The 18,801-nt window shown below is 51.1% G+C and carries 28 protein-coding genes; 1 reads left to right on the top strand and 27 read right to left on the bottom strand.

Features of this window, described 5'->3' with window-relative positions; all coding sequences use genetic code 11:
• Positions 1–63 precede the first annotated feature (63 nt).
• From HMPREF3047_RS06970 to HMPREF3047_RS06950, 5 genes are read right to left on the bottom strand one after another with little or no spacing between them, the layout of a single operon-like run.
• On the bottom strand, positions 64–675 hold the full coding sequence (locus HMPREF3047_RS06970; protein WP_070712849.1) for a phage baseplate assembly protein V: 612 nt from the start codon (positions 673–675) through the stop codon (positions 64–66).
• Entirely contained in the window at positions 662–1,759 is a 1,098-nt protein-coding gene (locus tag HMPREF3047_RS06965) for a phage late control D family protein (RefSeq protein ID WP_070712994.1), read from the bottom strand. Before HMPREF3047_RS06965 ends, HMPREF3047_RS06970 begins: the two co-directional genes overlap by 14 nt.
• A complete protein-coding gene (locus HMPREF3047_RS06960) occupies positions 1,747–1,968 on the bottom strand; it encodes a tail protein X (RefSeq protein WP_070712847.1) in 222 nt (73 codons plus the stop codon). Before HMPREF3047_RS06960 ends, HMPREF3047_RS06965 begins: the two co-directional genes overlap by 13 nt.
• On the bottom strand, positions 1,965–2,861 hold the full coding sequence (locus HMPREF3047_RS06955; protein WP_070712844.1) for a phage tail protein: 897 nt from the start codon (positions 2,859–2,861) through the stop codon (positions 1,965–1,967). Before HMPREF3047_RS06955 ends, HMPREF3047_RS06960 begins: the two co-directional genes overlap by 4 nt.
• On the bottom strand, positions 2,861–5,266 hold the full coding sequence (locus HMPREF3047_RS06950; RefSeq protein WP_070712842.1) for a phage tail tape measure protein: 2,406 nt from the start codon (positions 5,264–5,266) through the stop codon (positions 2,861–2,863). Before HMPREF3047_RS06950 ends, HMPREF3047_RS06955 begins: the two co-directional genes overlap by 1 nt.
• A gap of 48 nt (positions 5,267–5,314) precedes the next feature.
• Between HMPREF3047_RS06950 and HMPREF3047_RS06945 the strand changes: the two genes are divergently transcribed.
• On the top strand, positions 5,315–5,620 hold the full coding sequence (locus HMPREF3047_RS06945; protein ID WP_283127041.1) for a trehalose-6-phosphate synthase: 306 nt from the start codon (positions 5,315–5,317) through the stop codon (positions 5,618–5,620).
• On the opposite strand, the gene HMPREF3047_RS06940 is transcribed toward HMPREF3047_RS06945, so the two are convergent.
• From HMPREF3047_RS06940 to HMPREF3047_RS06835, 22 genes are all read right to left on the bottom strand, one after another.
• On the bottom strand, positions 5,617–5,760 hold the full coding sequence (locus HMPREF3047_RS06940; RefSeq protein WP_070712837.1) for a GpE family phage tail protein: 144 nt from the start codon (positions 5,758–5,760) through the stop codon (positions 5,617–5,619). The two genes, HMPREF3047_RS06945 and HMPREF3047_RS06940, sit on opposite strands and share 4 nt — an antisense overlap.
• 34 nt (positions 5,761–5,794) lie before the next feature.
• On the bottom strand, positions 5,795–6,088 hold the full coding sequence (locus HMPREF3047_RS06935; RefSeq protein WP_070712991.1) for a phage tail assembly protein: 294 nt from the start codon (positions 6,086–6,088) through the stop codon (positions 5,795–5,797).
• A 94-nt stretch (positions 6,089–6,182) separates the two neighbouring features.
• Complete coding sequence (locus HMPREF3047_RS06930) at positions 6,183–6,698, bottom strand: phage major tail tube protein (RefSeq protein WP_070712834.1); 516 nt, start codon at positions 6,696–6,698, stop codon at positions 6,183–6,185.
• A gap of 22 nt (positions 6,699–6,720) precedes the next feature.
• The gene (locus HMPREF3047_RS06925; RefSeq protein WP_070712832.1) at positions 6,721–8,115 is read right to left on the bottom strand and encodes a phage tail sheath family protein; all 1,395 of its coding nucleotides are present in this window, start codon (positions 8,113–8,115) and stop codon (positions 6,721–6,723) included.
• An 11-nt stretch (positions 8,116–8,126) separates the two neighbouring features.
• Complete coding sequence (locus tag HMPREF3047_RS06920; protein WP_070712829.1) at positions 8,127–8,624, bottom strand: Gp37 family protein; 498 nt, start codon at positions 8,622–8,624, stop codon at positions 8,127–8,129.
• Positions 8,624–9,049 carry a gp436 family protein gene (locus tag HMPREF3047_RS06915; RefSeq protein ID WP_070712828.1) on the bottom strand — a complete coding sequence of 142 codons (426 nt, stop codon included), beginning with the start codon at positions 9,047–9,049 and terminating at the stop codon, positions 8,624–8,626. The genes HMPREF3047_RS06920 and HMPREF3047_RS06915 overlap by 1 nt, the downstream gene beginning before the upstream one ends.
• 3 nt (positions 9,050–9,052) lie before the next feature.
• Positions 9,053–9,334: a hypothetical protein gene (locus HMPREF3047_RS06910; protein ID WP_070712824.1), complete on the bottom strand. Its 282-nt coding sequence runs from the start codon at positions 9,332–9,334 to the stop codon at positions 9,053–9,055.
• 2 nt (positions 9,335–9,336) lie between these two features.
• Positions 9,337–9,675, bottom strand: coding sequence for a capsid cement protein (locus HMPREF3047_RS06905; RefSeq protein WP_039405103.1), 339 nt, complete (start codon positions 9,673–9,675; stop codon positions 9,337–9,339).
• The gene (locus HMPREF3047_RS06900; RefSeq protein ID WP_039405105.1) at positions 9,676–9,945 is read right to left on the bottom strand and encodes a Gp49 family protein; all 270 of its coding nucleotides are present in this window, start codon (positions 9,943–9,945) and stop codon (positions 9,676–9,678) included.
• A 47-nt stretch (positions 9,946–9,992) separates the two neighbouring features.
• Positions 9,993–10,931: a major capsid protein gene (locus HMPREF3047_RS06895; protein WP_070712822.1), complete on the bottom strand. Its 939-nt coding sequence runs from the start codon at positions 10,929–10,931 to the stop codon at positions 9,993–9,995.
• Between the two features lie 58 nt (positions 10,932–10,989).
• A complete protein-coding gene (locus HMPREF3047_RS06890; RefSeq protein ID WP_070712819.1) occupies positions 10,990–12,114 on the bottom strand; it encodes a 2-oxoacid:acceptor oxidoreductase in 1,125 nt (374 codons plus the stop codon).
• Positions 12,115–12,328: 214 nt separating this feature from the next.
• On the bottom strand, positions 12,329–12,670 hold the full coding sequence (locus HMPREF3047_RS06885) for a Mor transcription activator family protein (RefSeq protein ID WP_205836768.1): 342 nt from the start codon (positions 12,668–12,670) through the stop codon (positions 12,329–12,331).
• Positions 12,648–13,124, bottom strand: a complete 477-nt coding sequence (locus HMPREF3047_RS06880) for a gp16 family protein (RefSeq protein ID WP_070712816.1) — start codon at positions 13,122–13,124, stop codon at positions 12,648–12,650. Before HMPREF3047_RS06880 ends, HMPREF3047_RS06885 begins: the two co-directional genes overlap by 23 nt.
• 147 nt (positions 13,125–13,271) lie before the next feature.
• A complete protein-coding gene (locus HMPREF3047_RS06875; RefSeq protein ID WP_070646936.1) occupies positions 13,272–13,547 on the bottom strand; it encodes an HU family DNA-binding protein in 276 nt (91 codons plus the stop codon).
• 175 nt (positions 13,548–13,722) lie between these two features.
• Entirely contained in the window at positions 13,723–14,334 is a 612-nt protein-coding gene (locus HMPREF3047_RS06870; RefSeq protein ID WP_070712813.1) for a DUF3164 family protein, read from the bottom strand.
• Positions 14,327–14,767: a hypothetical protein gene (locus HMPREF3047_RS06865; RefSeq protein ID WP_349267139.1), complete on the bottom strand. Its 441-nt coding sequence runs from the start codon at positions 14,765–14,767 to the stop codon at positions 14,327–14,329. The genes HMPREF3047_RS06870 and HMPREF3047_RS06865 overlap by 8 nt, the downstream gene beginning before the upstream one ends.
• Positions 14,768–14,771: 4 nt before the next feature.
• Positions 14,772–15,257 (bottom strand): hypothetical protein, encoded by a 486-nt coding sequence (locus HMPREF3047_RS06860; RefSeq protein ID WP_070712809.1) that lies wholly within the window; start codon positions 15,255–15,257, stop codon positions 14,772–14,774.
• A complete protein-coding gene (locus HMPREF3047_RS06855) occupies positions 15,254–15,448 on the bottom strand; it encodes a hypothetical protein (RefSeq protein ID WP_070712807.1) in 195 nt (64 codons plus the stop codon). The genes HMPREF3047_RS06860 and HMPREF3047_RS06855 overlap by 4 nt, the downstream gene beginning before the upstream one ends.
• Positions 15,445–15,591, bottom strand: a complete 147-nt coding sequence (locus HMPREF3047_RS11435) for a hypothetical protein (RefSeq protein ID WP_168165904.1) — start codon at positions 15,589–15,591, stop codon at positions 15,445–15,447. Before HMPREF3047_RS11435 ends, HMPREF3047_RS06855 begins: the two co-directional genes overlap by 4 nt.
• A 67-nt stretch (positions 15,592–15,658) precedes the next feature.
• Positions 15,659–16,804, bottom strand: a complete 1,146-nt coding sequence (locus HMPREF3047_RS06845) for an ExeA family protein (RefSeq protein ID WP_070712801.1) — start codon at positions 16,802–16,804, stop codon at positions 15,659–15,661.
• Positions 16,788–16,982, bottom strand: a complete 195-nt coding sequence (locus HMPREF3047_RS06840; protein ID WP_070646923.1) for a hypothetical protein — start codon at positions 16,980–16,982, stop codon at positions 16,788–16,790. Before HMPREF3047_RS06840 ends, HMPREF3047_RS06845 begins: the two co-directional genes overlap by 17 nt.
• 40 nt (positions 16,983–17,022) lie before the next feature.
• The gene (locus tag HMPREF3047_RS06835; RefSeq protein WP_141756556.1) at positions 17,023–18,801 is read right to left on the bottom strand and encodes a DDE-type integrase/transposase/recombinase; all 1,779 of its coding nucleotides are present in this window, start codon (positions 18,799–18,801) and stop codon (positions 17,023–17,025) included.

Here is an 18,801-nt window from a genome sequence, read left to right as displayed (position 1 = left end):
CCTGTATCGCTTATAGATACAGGGATTGTAGAGAAGGCCGTCTGAAACGCCTTTTAATGCGGTTTAATGATTTTTCGGCTCGCCGGTTTGGCCGCCTGAATCGCCGTCATGGATGTGCTTGCCGATGTTGATGCCGTTGACGATGAGGTCGCCGGTGATGTTGACTGTACCTTTGATATTTGCCGCGTCGCCGCCGCCGTCATTGCTGGCCGTCAAACCTGCGGTATAAGTCAACAGCCCTTTTACCGTCGCATTACCCGTGATTTCTGTCTCCGGTGATTGGATGTCTACTTTTTTCGCCGCTTTGATTCGGACTTTACCCGGCGTCTCAACGACTACTTCGCCGCTACTGCGGTCGTGCGAGATGACCGTGCCGTTGGTAAACCGTTTGACCCATTTGTTTTGGTCGGATACCGGCGGTTTATCTGCGGCATTGTAAATCGCGCCGATAACGCAGCCGGTCTCACCTCGCGCATCCAGCAGGCAGACAACCAGTTCGCCCACATCGGGGAGGCTGTAAAAACGGTTGCCGCCCGCCGCAGGGGTCGCCATAGGCAGCCAGTCGGTTACCATGTCGTCGAGTACGGGAATTTTTACTCGCAAACTGTGCGCCGCCGCATCAATCGCCGATACAATGCCAAATTGCATCGTTGCTGTAAAATCATGGGTTTTCATTGTTTTTCTCCTCGTCTGCTACATACTCCGTCATTTTGATCTCCAATTCGGTCGTCCATCCGCCGTGGCGCGTGAAATCATGTCTTGATTGCTTGACCAGATATTTACCCGAGAACTTGCCAAATTCTTTAAGCCGTACCATTTGACCTGCCACAAACAGCGCATTGCCAACCAGTGTAACGGTACCCGCACATTGGTCGTCCTGCGCATCCGCCAATTTGGCATCTGCCCTAGCATTTAATTGCGCCGCGCTCTCACCCTTATTCGGCACGATACGCAATGTATCGCCCGTACTGCCGTGTTTGGCTTTACCGCGTCTTGATTTACTACTGCGGCTGGCCGACACGGTCTGTTTGGATTTAGGGTCATAGCCTTTGACATCTACTTTGGACGGCACACCCTTAATCAAATCGCGAAGGCGGATACGGATGATGTCCTCGGGCAGCAATATAGCAACGGCAGGACGCTGTTTTAGCTCGGCATTATCGGCAAAGACCAGTTTGTTGCCGACGATTTTAAAGCTGTGGCCGTACTCCTGCGCCAAACGTGCCAAAAACTCGATGTCGCGCTCCTGATACTGCGTCACACGTTTGATGGGGATGTTTTTGACCGTACCCGTTACCTCCAGCTTTAAACGGCCTGCCACCTGACGGACAATGGCGGCCAGAGTCGTGTTTTCATACGCCTTACCGCGCAAAGTGCGGCTAGACTTGGTAATCCCGGTCGATAGGGCCTTCAGGCTGACAGTTGACGGCGGATGGTTGTACTCAATCTCGGCAATCTCAAATTTGCCAAAAGACAACAGCCCGGTAAATTGGTCGCCTAGGCTCAAAGACAAAGCATCGCCCTGTTCAGGATACCAATTACGCAGCCAGCGTCCGTCCGCATCCTCAAACTCAACCTGCAACTCATCCGACTGCCCCTCAAGGTAATCGGTATAGCTAAACGAAATCAGATACGGCGCGACATCTGCCGTTATATCCTTGTCGTCATAAGACAGGACAAAATCGGGCATGGTAACCGGATGAGTGCTGCCGCCGCCGTCAAGGCCTTTTGATTTTAAAAACGCACCTAACGCATCCACCACGGTAGCTCCTCTTGGTTGTTTTTCGGTTTGGTTTCAAGGACGGGAACAAAGACCGTGATACCGCCCGGAAACTCTTCCGCTAATGGCAAATGCGGATTGGCTGCAATCAGGCCATCAATCAAAAGCGCATTGCCGTAATGCTTGTGCGCAATCAAATCCCATCGGTCGCCGTCTTGGGTGGTGTAGCGTATTACCGCACTCATCATTTATCCTTTCTTACCGCCAGCCAGCCGGTCAAAGCCTGGGCAGCGGCAGAGCCGTTTGCCATCGCATCAGATGCCTCGGCAACACCGTCTCCAACGGCATCCAGCCAGCCGCCGACAGAGCCACTCTCATACCCGGCACGCAATGCTCCGACGGCACCACCTAGCCTGTTGGCCGCTTGCCCAGCCTGCAATGCAAATTCAGCCGCGCCTTTCAGGTCGCCGAAAATTGCCGTTACTTCGGGCAAAGCATTGAGCTGTCCTAACGTACTGCCTCCGATATTGAGTGCATCCCCCAACAGGTTTAATGCCCCTGACGGGTCGTTTTTCAGATTTTTGGCAGCCTGTATCAGATTCTGCATATCGCTGATGCCCGCTTCGGCTGCTCGGTAAATTTTCACCCCTTTTTCCACCGCCGAAATCAATTTGCCCGCTTTTGCCTGCACACTCTCCGGCAATAAGGACAGGAGCGGATTTTGACCGCCCGACTTGACGGCAGGAGTCGGGAGCGGGTTATTCGGGTCGCCGACAAACTGGGTCAGTTCCACATCCAATTCCCGAGCCGCCGTCCGGCCTAGCGCGTCCTGAATCAACGTGCGCTCCGTCAACCTTTCCAGTACAAACCATCCGACAAAACGACCGCTGCCGTAAACCAAAGACACTGCCTGCTGTGCCTCTAAAGCTGACAGCAGCCCCTTATAGGCTGTGTCAGGATTGCCCAGTCGCCAGTGCAGCTTGAGCGAAAAACGCAGCGTCGTCAGTTCGTTTTGCAAGGCCTGCAGGCGCGGTCGGCCTTTTAAGACCTCATGTTTGGCGAAGTTCGCCGCATGTTCCATCTCCAGCGAAGTAAAGCTGTTTAAAAGCTCAAAGCGCACATCACCTAACATCGCATACATCAATAAGCCCTCCGTGCTTTGTCTTCCATCATACGGCGGAACATTGCTTCAAATTCACGCAAACCGATTTGCAGTGCAGCCTCAATCTGCTGAGGATTACCGCTCGGCGCATTGATGGTCGGGTTGTAATTGATGGTCATCCCACCTGTTGACAGGGAGCTGCGAGCATCCGCGAATGCTGCACGACCTGATGACACCCGCGCCGCCATTTGTCCCATATGCTCTGCAAAACTGCTTTTCAGACGACCAGCCGTATTGGCCACCGAAGCAACAGGACTCGCCGCGCCCTTGTCTAAGCCGATTTGCAGCCCCTCCATCATCCATCCACCAAAACGGCGGAAAACACGGCTGGGCGAATGAATGCCCATTACACCGGCAAATGTTTGTTTGAGCGATGCTGCCTTTTCCGCAAACCACGCCTTGACCGCTTCGAATTTGGATTTAAGGCCGTTCCACAGCCCTTGAATGATATTTGTGCCAAACTGCGTGAAACTGGACGGCAACTGTACGCCGAACCAAGACATAACAGAGGCAAACGACTGATAAAACAACCCTAATGGAGACCAGTTGATAATCTGCGCTGAGATATTGCCTATGCCGCTATTGAAAAATGTCTTGATGCGTTCCCAACATGTACCGAAAAAAGAGGCTATGGAATTAACTACGCCGCTGATGAAATTACTTAAATCTTGCCACAATGCTTTTGCACCACCGACTACACCATCCCAGTTTTTATAAAGCATATAAGCGGCAACACCAAGAAGTACTAAAGCAATGCCAATAGGCGACATTAATAAAAACCTACCCAGACTCATCAGACCAGTACCCAACAGTGTTGCCGCTGTTTTTACTACACCGAAAATACGGGCCAACGCACCAATGCCTGATTTAAACCTGATAACAGTGGCAAGCCAGTCAACACCGAGCAAAGCTTTTGCAAGCCGAAACGACACCATAAATCCGGACAACTCATTCCCGACAAAACGGAACATTAGCCCACCGACCTTCAACGCCGCAAACCCTGCCGCAAGATGCACGAGTGCGGATACAACTTCGGGATTTTTTGATGCCCAATCTGCAAAACTGTTTATGATTGGGCGGATGGTCGTCATCAGCTGATTGAGCGCAGGCAACAATACGCTGCCCGCTGTGATACCGATTTCCGTCAAACTATTTTTAAATATTTGCCAGTTGTTTGCTGTCGTGGCAGACCTAGCGGCAAACTCTTTATCCATACTGCCGATAAACGCAGGTTTACCGTCTTTTGAGGTTTTTTTGAGTTCATCGATTGATTTCTTATAGGTCTCCAACCCGCTAACCAATACCGCGACATCATCGGCATATTCCAAACCGAACAAATCAACCAGTGCACCCATTTGATTTTCTTTCGGTAGTTTTCCGACCTGTTTTAAAAAGTCCATCAACGCCTGCTCGCCGTTTTCCTTGATGGCTTTCTTCAAATCTTTTGATTCCATGCCCATATTTTTCAGGGCTTGTTGGAATTTCGCTCCTTGCTTATCTGCGGTCATTAATTTGGTCAACATGCCGTTAATTGCCGTACCGGCGATTTCAGGCGTTTTGCCTAGGCTGATAAACGCATTGGATAAAGAGGTTGTCTGAATTTCAGTCAACCCAAACTGTTTGGCAACGCCACCCACTCGACCGAGCGTATTGATAATATCGCCCGCCTTGGCAGGGCTTGAGTTGGACAAATGATTGACTGCATCGCCCAGTTTGCCGATTTGGTCGATTGGTATCTGATAGACATTGGCAAGTTTTGCCATGCTGTCACCTGCCTGATCGGCAGCCATATCGAACGCTACTGACATCTTGGCGATGGTTTCTGTGAATTTAGGCAAGTCTTTGCGCGCCACGCCCAGCTGACCGCCTGATGCAGTGATTTTTGCCAGCTCTGTCCCTGCCATAGGGATAGTGCGTGTCAGGCGCAAAATGTCCTGTTCCATTTCCTTAAACTGCTTGGGCGTATCAAAATCAACGACCTTTTTGACATCTGCCATTGCCGATTCAAATTCGACGGCCAGTTTCACCGGGAATGCCACCCCTGCTACAGCTCCGGCTGCTCCCCAAAATTCGTCTTTGATCGCTCGGCGGCGGTCGTAATGAGCCTGTTTCTGCTGCTGCAAATCAGCAACGAGGCTGCGTTTGCGGTTAATTTTGGCGATAGTCTGACCAAGCTGGTCATATTCTCGTCTAAGTTCGCCAACACGTTTTCGGCTCATCCGTAGAGGATTTTGCAACGTTTCGCCAAGCAGGCTTTGCCGGGCCGCCAGACCTTTGACTGTTTTATCCAAAACGTCCAAAGACGACTTGACTGATTTGATACCGGCAACTGCACCACCGACCGATGCGCCGATGGTAATGCCTAAAGAAAAACCGCTTGCCATATGACTGCCTGCAATTTAGAATTTGTTCAAGAAAAGAAAGGGATGGCCATGTATATCAACAGCAAATATGAAATTGTGTTTGACCGCATCAGCGACCTAGCGGCAAAAGGTCTGTTTGCCGTTTATATGCTGGGCATTGCTTGGGCTGTTATAACTAATACGCCTGCCGACCTTGCCGTCATGTTGCCCGTTCTGCTGCTGGCATGTTTTTTAGGGGCAATTGCTTGGTTGCTTGTCGGATTCATTCCGACATTTATTGTCGGAGTGCTGGTTGGCGGTTTATCGGCTGCAACAGTATTTATTAAAGACAAAATCAAAAGCCGCACCGCGAACGGCACGGCTCTGAAATTCTAAATCCCGCCTCTCCGATAACCCGCCTTTATTTGGCGGGTTGCTTCCTTCTGCCAGCCTTCAAATTCGTCCAAAGGCAGCGCATAAACCTCATCCACGCTCCAACCGAACCACCATGCCAAATCAGCAGCGGCAGACAGCAACTGCCGCTGCGCTTCAGCCTTTGAAAGAGATGGACTATTTGTCTTGGTCGGATTCCGTGAAGCGGCGAAACGTTTCCTGCAACTGCTTCCAATCCGCCAAATCCAAACAATCCAAGTCTTCGGGAATCATGCCTGTCATGCGGGCAAACAGGGCCAGCTCCTGCTCCACCTCATTCGTCAGATGCGAGACGGCGCGCAAATCACCCACGCACAAGCGGCGAAGCGTTACCTGTTCCAACATCTGACCTGTCGCCAGTTTGGCCGGATATTTCAATTTCACAACGGTATGCACACCCAAATCCGCCTGCATTTGTTTTGCTTCGTTCATTTCGTTCTCCAAAAATAAAAAAATCACCGTATCGGTAAAGATACGGTGATTATTCCAAAGGTCGTCTGAAACGGCTTTTAATCCGATTTAAAGATTAAACGCCAATGTTTTTACGCATTTGGTTCAAAACGTCCTGACCGTCCACGCGGTAGATGTTTTTGAACGCGTTGTAGTACAGCACTTCGCGACCGCCGACGACTTGGCGGACTTCTGTTGCCTGGTAGGTTGAGCTGAATTCCGCCTTTTCCTTCGGCTTGTAGCCACCTAAAGCGTTTTTTGAAAACATCGCTGTTACCGTGGTAACAATGGGGATTTCTTCCGCCAAACCTGCTGCATTAAAGGTTTGCAGGTTACCGCGCACCATCAGTTGCACGGCCTTGAATGGGTTGGATGCCTTCTTCGCCACCTCGGGATAAAAGCTGTTCCAAGTAACTTCGCCTTCTAGGGCTTCAACACCGTTTGGCAGTTTGATGGTACCGACCATACCCAGACCGGTATGATCGTCCTGGCCAAACTCAAACTCAGGCAGCTTAAACTCGGAAGCATTACCCAAAAGGTTGTTACCATCGATATAGATGTTGGCATTGTAGATTGCATTGATTGCAGACATATTTCTTCCTTTTCAGACGACCTTAGTTGGCCGATACCAGATTGACAAGATACTTGCGGGTCATCACGCTGGCATTGGTCAGACGCTCGGCTGGCAGTTTAGGCGTGTAGTCGTAAACAATCGGCACTTGACCTTTACTGAACGCATCTGGAAGGTCGTAGTCATAGTCCAAACCAACCGAGAAACCCACGATGGAGGGCAGCGTACCCAAATAAGTACGAACTGTCTCAATCAAACTGTCGATTAACGCATCATCAATCGGTTTGTCGACATATTGCAGCTCGGCACGACGGACAGACTCATCAATCAAGTCACCGGTACGTTGGGCTACCTCAAAGTTCTTGATGTGAGAAGTAGTCGGGAAACAGGCAAGACGGTTGCCCCACATACGATACCCAGTACCATAGCTATTGAAGACGGTAGTAATGCCTTTTTCATTGAGGCGGTTGGTTTCGGACTGCGGGTCGTCGGCGCGAGCAGTCAGACCGATTTCCACGCCGGTTACGCCCAAAAGTTCGCGGTTGGAGATACTGTACCAGTAGCCTTGTTCCACATCGGTTTTCATGCGAAGACCTGCCGCATGGGTAGCAAGGCTTTCCAAACCCAGCAAACCGACGACGTAGGGGTAAAAGAGCTGGCAGCGGTCGGATGAGGTTTGAAAATTGATGCTTCCCAACGGACCGCGTCCTTCTAAGGCCTTACTCAGGGTCGTGCTTTTCGGCGCATTGACATAGGCAATGGCTTTGAGCTTGGTTGCCATGACTTCCATTGCCGCACGAGCGGTGGCAGTCTTATCATATTCCGGTACGATGATGATTTTAGCGTCCACACCTTGGCGGTTGAAGCCTTCGGTCAAAAGTTCCAGGCCGGTACGCTTACCGGTAGCGGCGACATATGCGCCGACGATGTCGGCTTCGGTAACTTTCGTCGGGTCAGTGTAGGTGTAGCTGATTTTTGGAGCTGCCGGTTTGGTTTTGAATACGATTTCGCCAGTCAGCGTATTGATGCTGTAACCGGCGTTCTCGGTCAGGACGGTATTGCCGTCTGAAACCGTATAGCCTTTTTGCAGCCCAGGTTTGGCGGTTTTCGCGGTTAGCGTATTGGCATCGACTGTCAAAACCTCATTACTGACGACAGTTTTGTGTTTGGCCGGGTCGCAAACATTGACAACATAGGCGACACCGCTGCCGTAGCGCGTCCAAATGTGTGCGGCATCCGGCAGGGTAAAGCCTTGAGCGGTCAGCTCACCGCCGAATTGGCCAAAGTCTTTTTTAGTCTGACATACCGTCAGCTCATTGACCGCGCCGACCGGCGCAGTGCCGACGATGGCGGTAATTGCGCCGTCAACGGTATAGACGGGATTGGAGCCGCCGTCGATGCGGATGGTCTCCGTGCCGTGATGGTAGGCTGCTGCCATGATGGATACTCCTATTTTTTAGGTTTTAAATCGGGGTTGAGGTCTTGTTCGGGGCAGCGATAGATGGCGGCATTGAAAAGGGGGCGTTTTTCCTCACGGCAGACTTCGACCTGCTGAGTCTCAGTCTGCAAGACAAGCTGATACTGCCATGCGCCCGCATCCTCGGCTAAAAATTCCTCACTGATAAGGTGGCAGGGCTGGCAGTTCGGAGGCGCAAAACCAACCATAGCAAGACGTGTCTCATCTAAAATCGCCAGCGTGCCGTCATCCGCATTAAGGCTGCTGCCAAAGATGGTCAGCATCAGTCTGACATCGCGCTGTTGCGCAATACGACCGAGCTGCTCAATATCGCCAAATTTACTGCCACCGTAGCCGACCAAGATTGCCCCGACGGGATGAATAAATTGGTACTCGGACGGACGCTCTGGGAAAGCTTCTACACTGACCCACGGGATAGCGGTCTGCAAATACTCTACTACCACATCAATAATCGGACGTGTCGCGCTCATCAGTAGCCCCCCAAATCCATTTTTTCTCTCGCGCGGACGTGATATGCTCCCGGCTCAGGTTGCGACGGCTTATCCAATGTGGCGATGCCGATATGGATTTTGCCGTCGCGGATAGACTCAAGTGTCTTAATAGTCGCGTTGTAGGCGGTTTCCAGCGGTTTCGGAAAGTCGGCGCGGTTGATGCGGCGGCTGTGCAAAAAATGGCGGGCAATGTTGATGCATAAAGGCTGCAACACCGTCGGCGTTTCCGCCAAAGGCAGCACATATCTGCCGCGCAGGTATCCGTCCACCAAATCGCAGGCATAACGCACTGCCGCATCAATCACCTGAGCGTCAGGTTCCGTCCCGCGCGCATTGTCGTTGGTCAATTGCACCAACTCCATTTTGCCCATCGCAGCCGTCAAATCATCTGCGCCGATATACATGGCTTACTCCGCCTCTTCGGCTGCTGCCGGTTTTTTACCGCGTTTCGGCTTTTCAACTTCGCCCGCAGTGCCTGCATCATCTGACGGCGTATCTTCGGACGGCGGGGTGTCATTTTGTTGCGCATCCAGTTCTTCGCCGGTTGTCAGTGTCGGGGTAACGTGTGCCGCGACTGATTCATACTGTTCCGCCGTTAATTCGACCGCTTCGCCGGCTTCGACGCGAAATTGGTTGCCTTGGGCGTTTTCCAAAATCAACGGAGTGTTTGCGATATAAACTTTAGCCATGATCAGCCTTTCAAAAATACTTGGATGACTTCGCCCGCCGCTGTTGCTGCAGAACGTGCCGTACCGGCAATCTTGGCATTACCTGCCGCTTTGACTGCCGCGCCTTGTGCATCGGCTGCCACTTCGTCGCCGACGGCAATCGTGCCGCCTGCCTCGACTAAGGCGATACCCAATACATCGACGGCCAACATTTCGCCCGCATCCGCATCCAAAGTAGCAGTACCCAGCACTTTCACACCGGCGGCTGCCTGTTTGCCTGCAAAATCCACAAAGCGGTTTTTGACCACCTTGCCTGATGTTTTGACGGTGGTTACCAAGACCACTTGTTTCGTTTGTGCCATTTAAGACTCCTTTTCCTGCGCGTCATGCGCATTTTCTTTGACGCGGTACGCTTCGAGGTCCAACAAATTTTTGAGCGCATCCTCATAGGCAAATTCGCGGCCTTTTGCCTCATCAAAGATGTCGGGAGTAATACAGGCAGACTTGCCGATAACCACAAAGCCGGAATGCAAAATCACAGTACATACGGTAGCAGTCGTACCTTCGACACGGTGGTATCGAGTATCGGCAATACGCGCAACCAAATCTTCACGCTTTAAAAATAACGTCATTTTTCTCTCCACAGGCCATCTGAAGCCTTTCAGACGGCTTTTACCTGTCAAGCAACCGCGTTTTCAAACAAGAAACCGCATGCACCGCCGACCACCGCCGCTTTGCGGATGTCGGTATAGCGCGCGTATTCCACCTTGCCGCCGACCTCTTCGTAGCGGTCGACTACAGGCATACCGCGGCGGCGGAAGGTATAACCGAAGCTCGGCTCACCCTCGTCATTGCCGCCGGAAGCTGCATTCGGACGCACAATCAGGCTGGCGAATTTGCCCCAAATATCTTGGGTGGCCTTATTGGCGGCAGGCGTAGATACTGCTTCGCCGACGATGATGTCGTCCAGCTCCAGCAGGTTTTTCAGCTGCTCGACCGTGAGCAGGGACTTGCGTTCATTCGCGCCCAGTGCGCCGATGAGCTTCTCGTGGCGTTTCAGTGCCGACAGTACGCTCGCGCCTACCACCAGTACCGACGGGCGTACACCGCAGCCTGCGCGCACAGTCTCGCGGGCGGATTCGATATCTGCCAACGGATCAGAGTTTTTATCGCTCCATTTTTGGGTGGCGGCCAAGTCTTTGCTGAAACCGGACTGATAAGCCGATTTGTTTTGCAGGAGAGCAGCAGTTTCGATTTCCTGACGCAGCTGCACGCCCTTGACCGCACGGCGTGTTGCTTTGGCACGCTCGTCGTACATGGATTCGGCTTGTTCGCGGTAATCCACACCGGCGGCCAAATCATGCTCTTCCAACACGACCGGCATAAAGCTTGGCGAGTCCAGCGTAATCACATTCGATGCCGCGCCGACCGCACGTTCGGTCTGATACTCGACAAACGAACCCTTGCCGAACACAGGCACACGCACGCCTTCTTTTTCAGTAAACACCACCGGGAAGATTTTCTCGGCAATGAAATCTGCCTGCTTATAGCCCAGTGCGAGATTGGTCAAAACCGGATCAAGCTGGCCACGCAGGCCGCGCAAATGAGATGCACTCATGTTTTATCCTTTTTTAGGTCAAATGCGACGACGTCGTCGCATTTGACGGGTTGATGATTTAAGCAATAGTACGGCGGGCAGCCTCTTCGTAAGGGATACCTTCCTTTGCCGCCAATGCCAATGCACGTTGATGATGGCTCAAGGCTTCCGGGTCCGACGCTTCGGCAAAGTCTGCCGCCAATCCCGACGGCGTTTCACCTTTAGCCATCTCGCCACCCTGAATCTGCTTCGGCAGCACGGCGGTAAAAAACGCACGCAGCGCAGCAGACAAAGGCTGCTTCTTACTGCCTTCGCCGAAGTCGGCAGTTACGTCGTCAGGGTATTCGGCAAAATCCAAAACCTTGACGATCAAATCCTTGTCGGCAGGTTTCAGACGACCTTCTTTAACCAAGCCTTCGGCAAATTCGGCATTTTGCTCATGCGCACCATCGCGCAGGGCGGCATGCTGCTCGTCTTGCAGCTTTTTCAATTCCGCCTGCGATTCGGCGGCCTTCTTCTCGGCAGCTTCGCGGGCGGCCTTTTCGGCTGCAAGCTCTTGTTCCAGCGACATAGGGGTCTCCTTGTTTTCATGGTTTTCTGGGGGTGGGGGTGATTCGGTAAATTCGGCAGGTGCATGGGTTTGAGGCACGGCAGCCAATTCTTTAATTGCCTCAATTTGCCAGTCAGGCAGTACTTTATCGGCTTCTTCCAGACCGAAACGGCCGATAAACCAGTCTCTGAAACGGCTTAATAACGAGGCTGTCTGAAGATGTGCGTCTTCGGCAAACTCGACATAAACTTCGCCCTCGGCAAAACTGATAGCGGACAAACCTTTGACTGCGGGCGGTTGCGCGCCCAAAAAGCCGACATGGCGCAGCGTCCAAACGCCCGGTTTAGGATTGTTCGGGCTGGTTGGTGGGTAAAAACTCGCCGACACTTTTTTATATCGTCCAGCTTTAACCAAATCCGCAAAGCCCTCATCGACTTGGGCAAAGTCCGCTGTCAGCACGCCGTTTTGCACATTAAGCGACTTGACCCAGCCATAGGCGGGCGCATCTGCCTTGGGATGCCCGACCACAATAGGAGCCTCATGCACCTTCGGGTCATATGCTTGGGCAGCGGCGGCAAGGTCGGCCTCGGTAATCGTTACCGTATTGCCGTTTGCATCGGTACGCGTCCCTGCACGGAAAATTTCGTAAGACATAAAAAAGCCTCATCGGATGGATGAGGCTATTGTGGCAAAGGCCGTCTGAAACCGCTTTTAATGCGGCTTAAAGAATGATTGTTCAAAAAGGCGTTAAAATCGCGTTTTTAGCGCGTTTTACCATTTGGATAGGCAAATCCTTATCCGAGCCGATAAATGCGCTAAAAAAGCGGTCAGGACGAATCCTGACCGCTATCTTGAATAAATCGGATAATCACACAAACAAATCTCCCTGATTTTTTGCCCGCTCCGCCATCCCGACCTCCTTGACGATGCGGTAGATGTGCTGAACGGTCAAATCATATTTGCGGGCAAGCTCCACATGATTCTTGCCGTTAAACTCCTTATAAATCTTCAGGTCGCGCTCAGATACCCTGCCCAAAAGGTTTTTTGGGAAATAAATCAACTGCCCGCCCCAGTTACTGGTCAGATGATGAGACAGCTTTTTAGATACCTCGACTGCTTGCTGTCGTTCCATCGGCAATACCGACATCAAGCAGGCGACTGCTTGGTCTTCCAAGTCTGCCACCAGCTCAGGCACTCTGTTGTCCGCCATTTTCCACCCTCACTTTCCACTTCTTCAAATGCTCGATGACCCGTATCGCGTCATCAGTCCCTAACCATCCATGATAATCTATGCCCGTCATGCGTTTGACAAATCGAGCCAGGCTCAATTCAGACGGGCTTCGCACCGCGCCCAAATGGTGCAGTTCCAACCAAAGCGCACGTATCTTTTTGACCTGCGCCTCCATCATGCGGTTTGGCATATGTACAGGTAAATCAGGCTTGCTTGATGCCGCCTGCGCTTTTGTCGTTACTACAAAACCACGCGCCTTCAGAGCCGTTACCACCAGTTCTAACTCATCGACCGACAACTTAGTGCTGCTCGTTTTCCCGCGCGAAATATTGGCCAATAGCGTACGGTACTCGCTATCGGCCATCATCAACTGCGTTTTACCGACGTGAATCAGACGGATTAAACGCTGTTTTTTCGCTTTTGCCGTTTCCATGCTAATCCTTTCTTTTCACATACTGAAACGCTGTTTCATATATTTAAATAAATCAATATATTATGCCTGATTCTACATTTACCGGTAGTCATTTGGCAAATAAAAAAGGCCGTCTGAAAGTTTCAGACGGCCTTTTTTATAGCCTGGCTATGGATTGACTGCTTTTTTCAAATCCGTACCGGCTTTAAATTTAGGCGTAGTATGGGCAGCGATGACTAATGCCTCGCCGGTCTTAGGGTTGCGACCTTGACGTTCTGCCTTGTCTACAACATAGAACGTACCGAAACCGGTTAATCGAACCTCGCCACCGGCAATCAGCTCGTTAGTCACAACAGTCTCAAAGGCATTCAAGACATCAGCTGCAGTAGATTTACTTACGTTTGCTTTTTCGGCCAATGCGGCCACCAATTCAGTTTTATGCATGATTAACTCCAAATGATTTAATAAAAGCGGCAGACCGTGCCGCGTGGTTAAACTCTTTAATCTTTTCCGTCCAGCCAGTTGTCTTCATCTTGGTCTTTCCAATCGTCTACCCGAAATATCAAGTGGATTAACCAATAGACGAAGATTGAGGCAGAAAATAAAAACAGCAGCATAGTCACACTTTCGCAATATCCAAGTTCATCAGCTGATACTCGCCGTCTTGACCACGTTCGTAAATCCGTACAAATTGCTTGCTTGTATGAACTTGCAAACTATCGCTCAAAGCATCCATAGCGCGTTGCCATTTCTCATCTTTAATTGCCAACCGGCGCAGCCCAAGAACACGAGCAGTAGAGATATTGCCTTCTTTATCAACCTGGAATGCCGCATTAATGAGCGTTTTCAACTCCGTCCGGCTGCCCTCAGTCCACTCATTGATGCACTCATCAATCAAAGCCTTGGCGGCAAGCAGACCTTCATCAAAGACCAGCGTGTCCTGCATAGCAAGATTTACGCGATATTGCCCGTCGAAGCTGTGAAGAGTGACATTGCCTTTCTTGCCGCCCAACGATACGTCGTAACGGTCGGCGGAGAGCTGTACAAACGCCGCAATATCCTCAACAGCACCACGTTTGAAATCCACAATCTTTTCTTGTACCGACCGAGCCTTTCCTGCCAGCTCCATGACCAGCTCGTCGCGCAATAAATCCATTTCCTTAATATTGTCTACCGGCACCAAATTACCTTTTGCATCTTTGCGGTATTTGCTCAAATCCAGTTCATTCATTTTTAATACCTTTCTGCCTGTCGGCATATATCTTTCTACATTCATCCACCGTCCGGTGGCGTTGGCCGTGTATCCAATCCCTGTTCATACAGGGTGCAGTTTTCAATACTGCCAACTTCTGTTTCAATGCTTTTGCTTGCTGTTTACCGTATGTAGTAGGAGTATATTTTTCATCCAACCTAGGCACCATCTTTATTTCCAAAGGCGGCAGATAGCGGATTAAGTCAGATGGATTCGGCCATTCGTTCTGTGAGACAGCGATACTCTCAAACGCCATTTTTACCCTTGATACATCACGATCAGGCTGCCATTTTTGTTTGAGCAGAAGGCCGTACCACACTTGGGCTACCGCCGTCAGGTCTTTAGCAGCCGGTCGGCCTTTTAGATTTAAGGCAGATAGCAACATAAACCCTTTGGCGATTTCCTTTTTCAACCATTCATGCTGGTTCTCCATTTCCTGCCCACTCCATCAAATTCCCCACACCGGTACGAAGCTTTGTCCCTGATTCAGCCGCATTACAGACAGTAGGAGTTGAAGCCATTCTTTCCGGCTGCCAAAATGTAATGTTTTCCAGTAAAAATCCGTGACTTGTCAGTGGAGTTTTCAGACGGCCTGAGTCACGCGCCTCAATACATCGGTTTGCAGCCCAAATCCATGCTTCACGGGGAGCTGCATATTGCTTACGGTTACGCTCGACCATCCTTGCCTGAATCATAGGCAGCAAATCTCCCAATAGCTTTGAAACTCTGTTAAAACTTAAATCCTTTTCAGCCGGACGAAACAGTGTCAAATACCGCAATATCGCTTTGACCAGCTCGTCCGAAATGCCGGTCAGGGCAATCAGGGCTTCGCGGGCATCATCATGGGCGATTAATACATCCAAGCTCATCACCGCACCGCAGGTAGGGCAGCGTACTTTCATCTCACCATCTCCAAATCCTTACGGCTCAAACACCGCAATGCCGTCTGAACCACATCCTCAATTTCATCCGATAGCCGAGATGACACATACATCATCACAAACTTACCCGACAGCGTTGTCAGCTCAGTGACAAGATGACCGCCTTTTTCGCGCCATACCGACACTTTGATTTTGCTGTAATCCCTGTTCATTTTTCCGCTCCGATGGGCTCCAAAACCACGCCTGCCATTTTGTCCGTATCGCTCATTCCGCCATACACCGCCTCCCATAACTGGTCGGCAACCTCTTTATCGCAGTTTGGCTGTACAGATTTACTGCTAATGGTTTCCCACAAAAAAGCTTGACCAGCCCCAACGATGAAACACAAACAGATAACTTTAATTTTCGTACGCATACTCATCTCACACCCCCCGTACCACATCGCCGTCAACAAGTTCAAACCCCAATTCCGCCGCCTGATTCATCGCCGCAGCCACAAGATTATTGACGGCCAGAGGATAGAGCAGGCTGTTCTGTTCAATCCCTTTGCTCGTTCTGCTCTTCACAGTCAAACGTTCCGCTACTGCATCCACTGCACTTTGGTTCAAGATTTTTGAAACATCCGCACCGACCCGGGCAAACTTGTGTTTCAAATAACCTTCCAGCTTGCCGTCAGTCAGAGGCAGGAGGGTAACCACCTCGCAACGTTGCACCACCTCGCGCACAGCAGGATTGTTTTCGCTGAGCTTTTGCGCCAACTCCGTCTGACCGATTAAGACAATCCCGAGCAGTCGTTCAAAACCGTTCTTCAGCTCAAAAAAGCGTTTCAAGTGTTTCAGGGTCGGCAGAGGCAGGCCATGAGCCTCTTCAATCAGCAGCAGGTGCTTGTTACCGGCTTTTGCGCTTTCAGTCAGAGCGCGATGAATTTGGCGGAAACGAGCCTCCGGACTGCGTTTTGGGCTTATTCCGGGCGCAACCGCCTCCAAAATTGCCTCAGCGATATGTACCGCTTTGAGTGTCTTGCCCTTTTGGTCGTTGTCTTCCATTGCCAGCACATAAGGCTCAATCAACACAATCTGACGGCCTTCGCGGTTGATACGGTCTTGCAGGTCTTCGCGCAGTGTAGATTTACCCGCGCCGCTTTCACCGACCACCGCCACAAAACCGCCATGACAGGCCGTCTGAAACATTGCCTCACGTACATAACGCACATCTGACGTCATATACACATCGTCTGCCGACTGGATTTCATCGTTGAACGGGTCGCGGAATAATCCAAAATGCTGTTTTGCGGCTTGGTTCAGGGTTGCTTTTCGTAGTAACATCTCATTGTCCTTGTCTTCGTAAGTTGCTTGGGCAGGTGCGGTTTCCGGCTCGTTTCTCAGGCTCGCTGGGATTTCCGCACCATTCTTTTCAAAAAATTGTTTCAATTTCCTTCGCAGCTCGGCTGCGTTTTTTTTCGGCCATTGCCCGTGATTGACTACCGCCACCAGCATCGGCTTGCTGCATCCGATTTCGGCTGCGGCGGCGGCATAGGATTTGCCGATTTGCTTAAACGTTGTCTTCATTTCCGGCAGCCTTTCCGATTTCGACCGAAAAATCACTCAGTGCCGCCAGTGCGTCCGCATCTAAAAAACTCGCGCCGTAATTCACTTTCGGCAGGAAAAAGTCGTTTAAAGCACGTGCAGATTCAGCCAGCTTTTTCAAATTTTCATACTCATGTTTAGAGATAGTTATTGCTTCCATTTTTAATCCTCTACAAATGCGACGACGTCGTCGCATTTGCCTAACCGGTTTTATGTAATTTCAGACGGCCTGCCGTTTTCAGCTTGTCAAAAACCGCTTCCAACTGACTGGCGGCCACACCGCCTGGGTAGTGTTTGGTAATGAGCGCAACAGCCTGTTTCCAGTCGCCACCTTCGGCTTCGATACGCGGCTTCAACAGCTTCGCTATTTCCACCTTGCTCAATACCTGCTCGGCGACTTCCATCCGGTTGTATTCCATCTGCTGGCCGCCACGATCCAAATAGAGCGTATTGCGTGTAGCGAGCGTATCTTCTTGGTGCTTGAATGGATCTATAGATCCACCGAACGGTACAGCCTTGCCTTTTCGATTGGCTGCGGCCTGTTCCAGCGTTTCCGCACCCATAGCCATCTTGTCGAGTTCCTTCGCATGTTGCTGGGTAGCAGTATTGCCCGGTGCCTTGTACTCCTCACCGATGACTGCCGAATCGGCTCTGAAGCCCATATCGTCAAACACCACTTCCGGCACAGCCACCCATGTTTCGCGGCCGTCTGCATCAAACGTTGCTACTCGCGCTCCGTTCTCTTCCCAAGGGTTTTTGGCTACTAAAACCTTCTGCCCAACCAATATTCCCTGAATGGCTTTCACACTGTAGAAACGACCGCCGAAGCGTATTTCTAAATCAGCCGATACCTTGGCTTCTTTTGGCGCACTGATTGCCAGCTCTCGGCAATATTCCGCAGGAGGCGGCAGGATCAGCTGCTCCGGTTTGATTTTGTTCCACGCCTGATAGCGGGTCATACCGTGACGGCTGTGAATCTGTGTACCGTTGTAGTAACGCATCCAACGCTCTGCCAGGGCATTCAGTTGGTCGATATCGTGCACCTCGGTAAAGCGCAAACCGCTTTCAAATGACGTTTCCACAATGTCATTGGCTTTCTCTACCTGACCTTTGGCACGGGGGTTCCCGGGTTTATTGATCTGCACATGCACATCAAGCGACTTGCACAGCGTTTTAAAAGCAGACGACGTATTCGCACTTCCCGGGTCAAGCATGACCATGCGCGGCACACCGCGTATAGGATCCTTATGTACATCCTCCTTGGCTTGCATCATGAAGATGAAGAAATCGCACAAGTTCGCACTCGTCTCGCCACCGAAGTAGTACCGGGCGACAATCGTTCCACTGGCATGGTCGGTGCCGGTGTAACGCCACACGCGGTCTTGCTCAATCTTCACAACATTTTTAGGTTTGTTTTTGTAGAATTCCTCCTCTTTCATCACCCTAAGCCCCGTATCCTTGCCGTGTCGCGGCAGGTAATACAAAACACACAAACTAGGGTCGATTTGCCAGCAATGATTCGGATGTTCAGATTTCATACGGCTGACAGGATCAGGCTGAAGTAATTGGTCGGGATGTAGCTTGTACTCTCGTAAAGCCCGGGTAATGGTGTTTTCAGAAAGAGGACTTACTTCCCCCGTTTCCTCATCAATCCGCGCCGCCTCGATTTTGCCGTTGGCTCGCAGCATCTCCACTGCTTGCTTGACCGACATCAACCGCTTGCCGTTGCGCCTCATGGCCTCCACCAGTACAGCCGAAATCAGTTTGGCTTCTTCCAGCTTCAGTTCCGTTTTACCGGCATCGCTTCGCCGTTTTCGGCTCGGCTTAACACTCACAGACTCCAATTTCCGATAGAGCGTAGCGAGCGATACCCCTAAATCCTGTGCCGACCGTTTCAGATACTCCGACCGTTCTCCCCGTCCAAGCAAAGCGGCTTGAGCCTCGATTTCAGTCAGTCTTTCTACCAATCCGGCGTTCAT

This window comes from Neisseria sp. HMSC075C10 (genome assembly GCF_001815615.1).
Lineage (GTDB): Bacteria > Pseudomonadota > Gammaproteobacteria > Burkholderiales > Neisseriaceae > Neisseria > Neisseria subflava_A.
This window is presented reverse-complemented; position numbering and strand designations above follow the sequence as displayed.

What these genes read in the sequence shown, in the direction of transcription:
- HMPREF3047_RS06970 (WP_070712849.1), bottom strand. Translation starts at nt 675, where the DNA reads ATGAAAACCCATGATTTTACAGCAACGATGCAATTTGGCATTGTATCG.
- HMPREF3047_RS06960 (WP_070712847.1), bottom strand. Translation starts at nt 1,968, where the DNA reads ATGATGAGTGCGGTAATACGCTACACCACCCAAGACGGCGACCGATGG.
- HMPREF3047_RS06955 (WP_070712844.1), bottom strand. Translation starts at nt 2,861, where the DNA reads ATGTATGCGATGTTAGGTGATGTGCGCTTTGAGCTTTTAAACAGCTTT.
- HMPREF3047_RS06950 (WP_070712842.1), bottom strand. Translation starts at nt 5,266, where the DNA reads ATGGCAAGCGGTTTTTCTTTAGGCATTACCATCGGCGCATCGGTCGGT.
- HMPREF3047_RS06945 (WP_283127041.1), top strand. Translation starts at nt 5,315, where the DNA reads ATGTATATCAACAGCAAATATGAAATTGTGTTTGACCGCATCAGCGAC.
- HMPREF3047_RS06935 (WP_070712991.1), bottom strand. Translation starts at nt 6,088, where the DNA reads ATGAACGAAGCAAAACAAATGCAGGCGGATTTGGGTGTGCATACCGTT.
- HMPREF3047_RS06930 (WP_070712834.1), bottom strand. Translation starts at nt 6,698, where the DNA reads ATGTCTGCAATCAATGCAATCTACAATGCCAACATCTATATCGATGGT.
- HMPREF3047_RS06925 (WP_070712832.1), bottom strand. Translation starts at nt 8,115, where the DNA reads ATGGCAGCAGCCTACCATCACGGCACGGAGACCATCCGCATCGACGGC.
- HMPREF3047_RS06920 (WP_070712829.1), bottom strand. Translation starts at nt 8,624, where the DNA reads ATGAGCGCGACACGTCCGATTATTGATGTGGTAGTAGAGTATTTGCAG.
- HMPREF3047_RS06915 (WP_070712828.1), bottom strand. Translation starts at nt 9,049, where the DNA reads ATGTATATCGGCGCAGATGATTTGACGGCTGCGATGGGCAAAATGGAG.
- HMPREF3047_RS06910 (WP_070712824.1), bottom strand. Translation starts at nt 9,334, where the DNA reads ATGGCTAAAGTTTATATCGCAAACACTCCGTTGATTTTGGAAAACGCC.
- HMPREF3047_RS06905 (WP_039405103.1), bottom strand. Translation starts at nt 9,675, where the DNA reads ATGGCACAAACGAAACAAGTGGTCTTGGTAACCACCGTCAAAACATCA.
- HMPREF3047_RS06900 (WP_039405105.1), bottom strand. Translation starts at nt 9,945, where the DNA reads ATGACGTTATTTTTAAAGCGTGAAGATTTGGTTGCGCGTATTGCCGAT.
- HMPREF3047_RS06895 (WP_070712822.1), bottom strand. Translation starts at nt 10,931, where the DNA reads ATGAGTGCATCTCATTTGCGCGGCCTGCGTGGCCAGCTTGATCCGGTT.
- HMPREF3047_RS06890 (WP_070712819.1), bottom strand. Translation starts at nt 12,114, where the DNA reads ATGTCTTACGAAATTTTCCGTGCAGGGACGCGTACCGATGCAAACGGC.
- HMPREF3047_RS06885 (WP_205836768.1), bottom strand. Translation starts at nt 12,670, where the DNA reads ATGGCGGACAACAGAGTGCCTGAGCTGGTGGCAGACTTGGAAGACCAA.
- HMPREF3047_RS06880 (WP_070712816.1), bottom strand. Translation starts at nt 13,124, where the DNA reads ATGGAAACGGCAAAAGCGAAAAAACAGCGTTTAATCCGTCTGATTCAC.
- HMPREF3047_RS06875 (WP_070646936.1), bottom strand. Translation starts at nt 13,547, where the DNA reads ATGCATAAAACTGAATTGGTGGCCGCATTGGCCGAAAAAGCAAACGTA.
- HMPREF3047_RS06870 (WP_070712813.1), bottom strand. Translation starts at nt 14,334, where the DNA reads ATGAATGAACTGGATTTGAGCAAATACCGCAAAGATGCAAAAGGTAAT.
- HMPREF3047_RS06860 (WP_070712809.1), bottom strand. Translation starts at nt 15,257, where the DNA reads ATGAAAGTACGCTGCCCTACCTGCGGTGCGGTGATGAGCTTGGATGTA.
- HMPREF3047_RS06855 (WP_070712807.1), bottom strand. Translation starts at nt 15,448, where the DNA reads ATGAACAGGGATTACAGCAAAATCAAAGTGTCGGTATGGCGCGAAAAA.
- HMPREF3047_RS06845 (WP_070712801.1), bottom strand. Translation starts at nt 16,804, where the DNA reads ATGAAGACAACGTTTAAGCAAATCGGCAAATCCTATGCCGCCGCCGCA.
- HMPREF3047_RS06840 (WP_070646923.1), bottom strand. Translation starts at nt 16,982, where the DNA reads ATGGAAGCAATAACTATCTCTAAACATGAGTATGAAAATTTGAAAAAG.
- HMPREF3047_RS06835 (WP_141756556.1), bottom strand. Translation starts at nt 18,801, where the DNA reads ATGAACGCCGGATTGGTAGAAAGACTGACTGAAATCGAGGCTCAAGCC.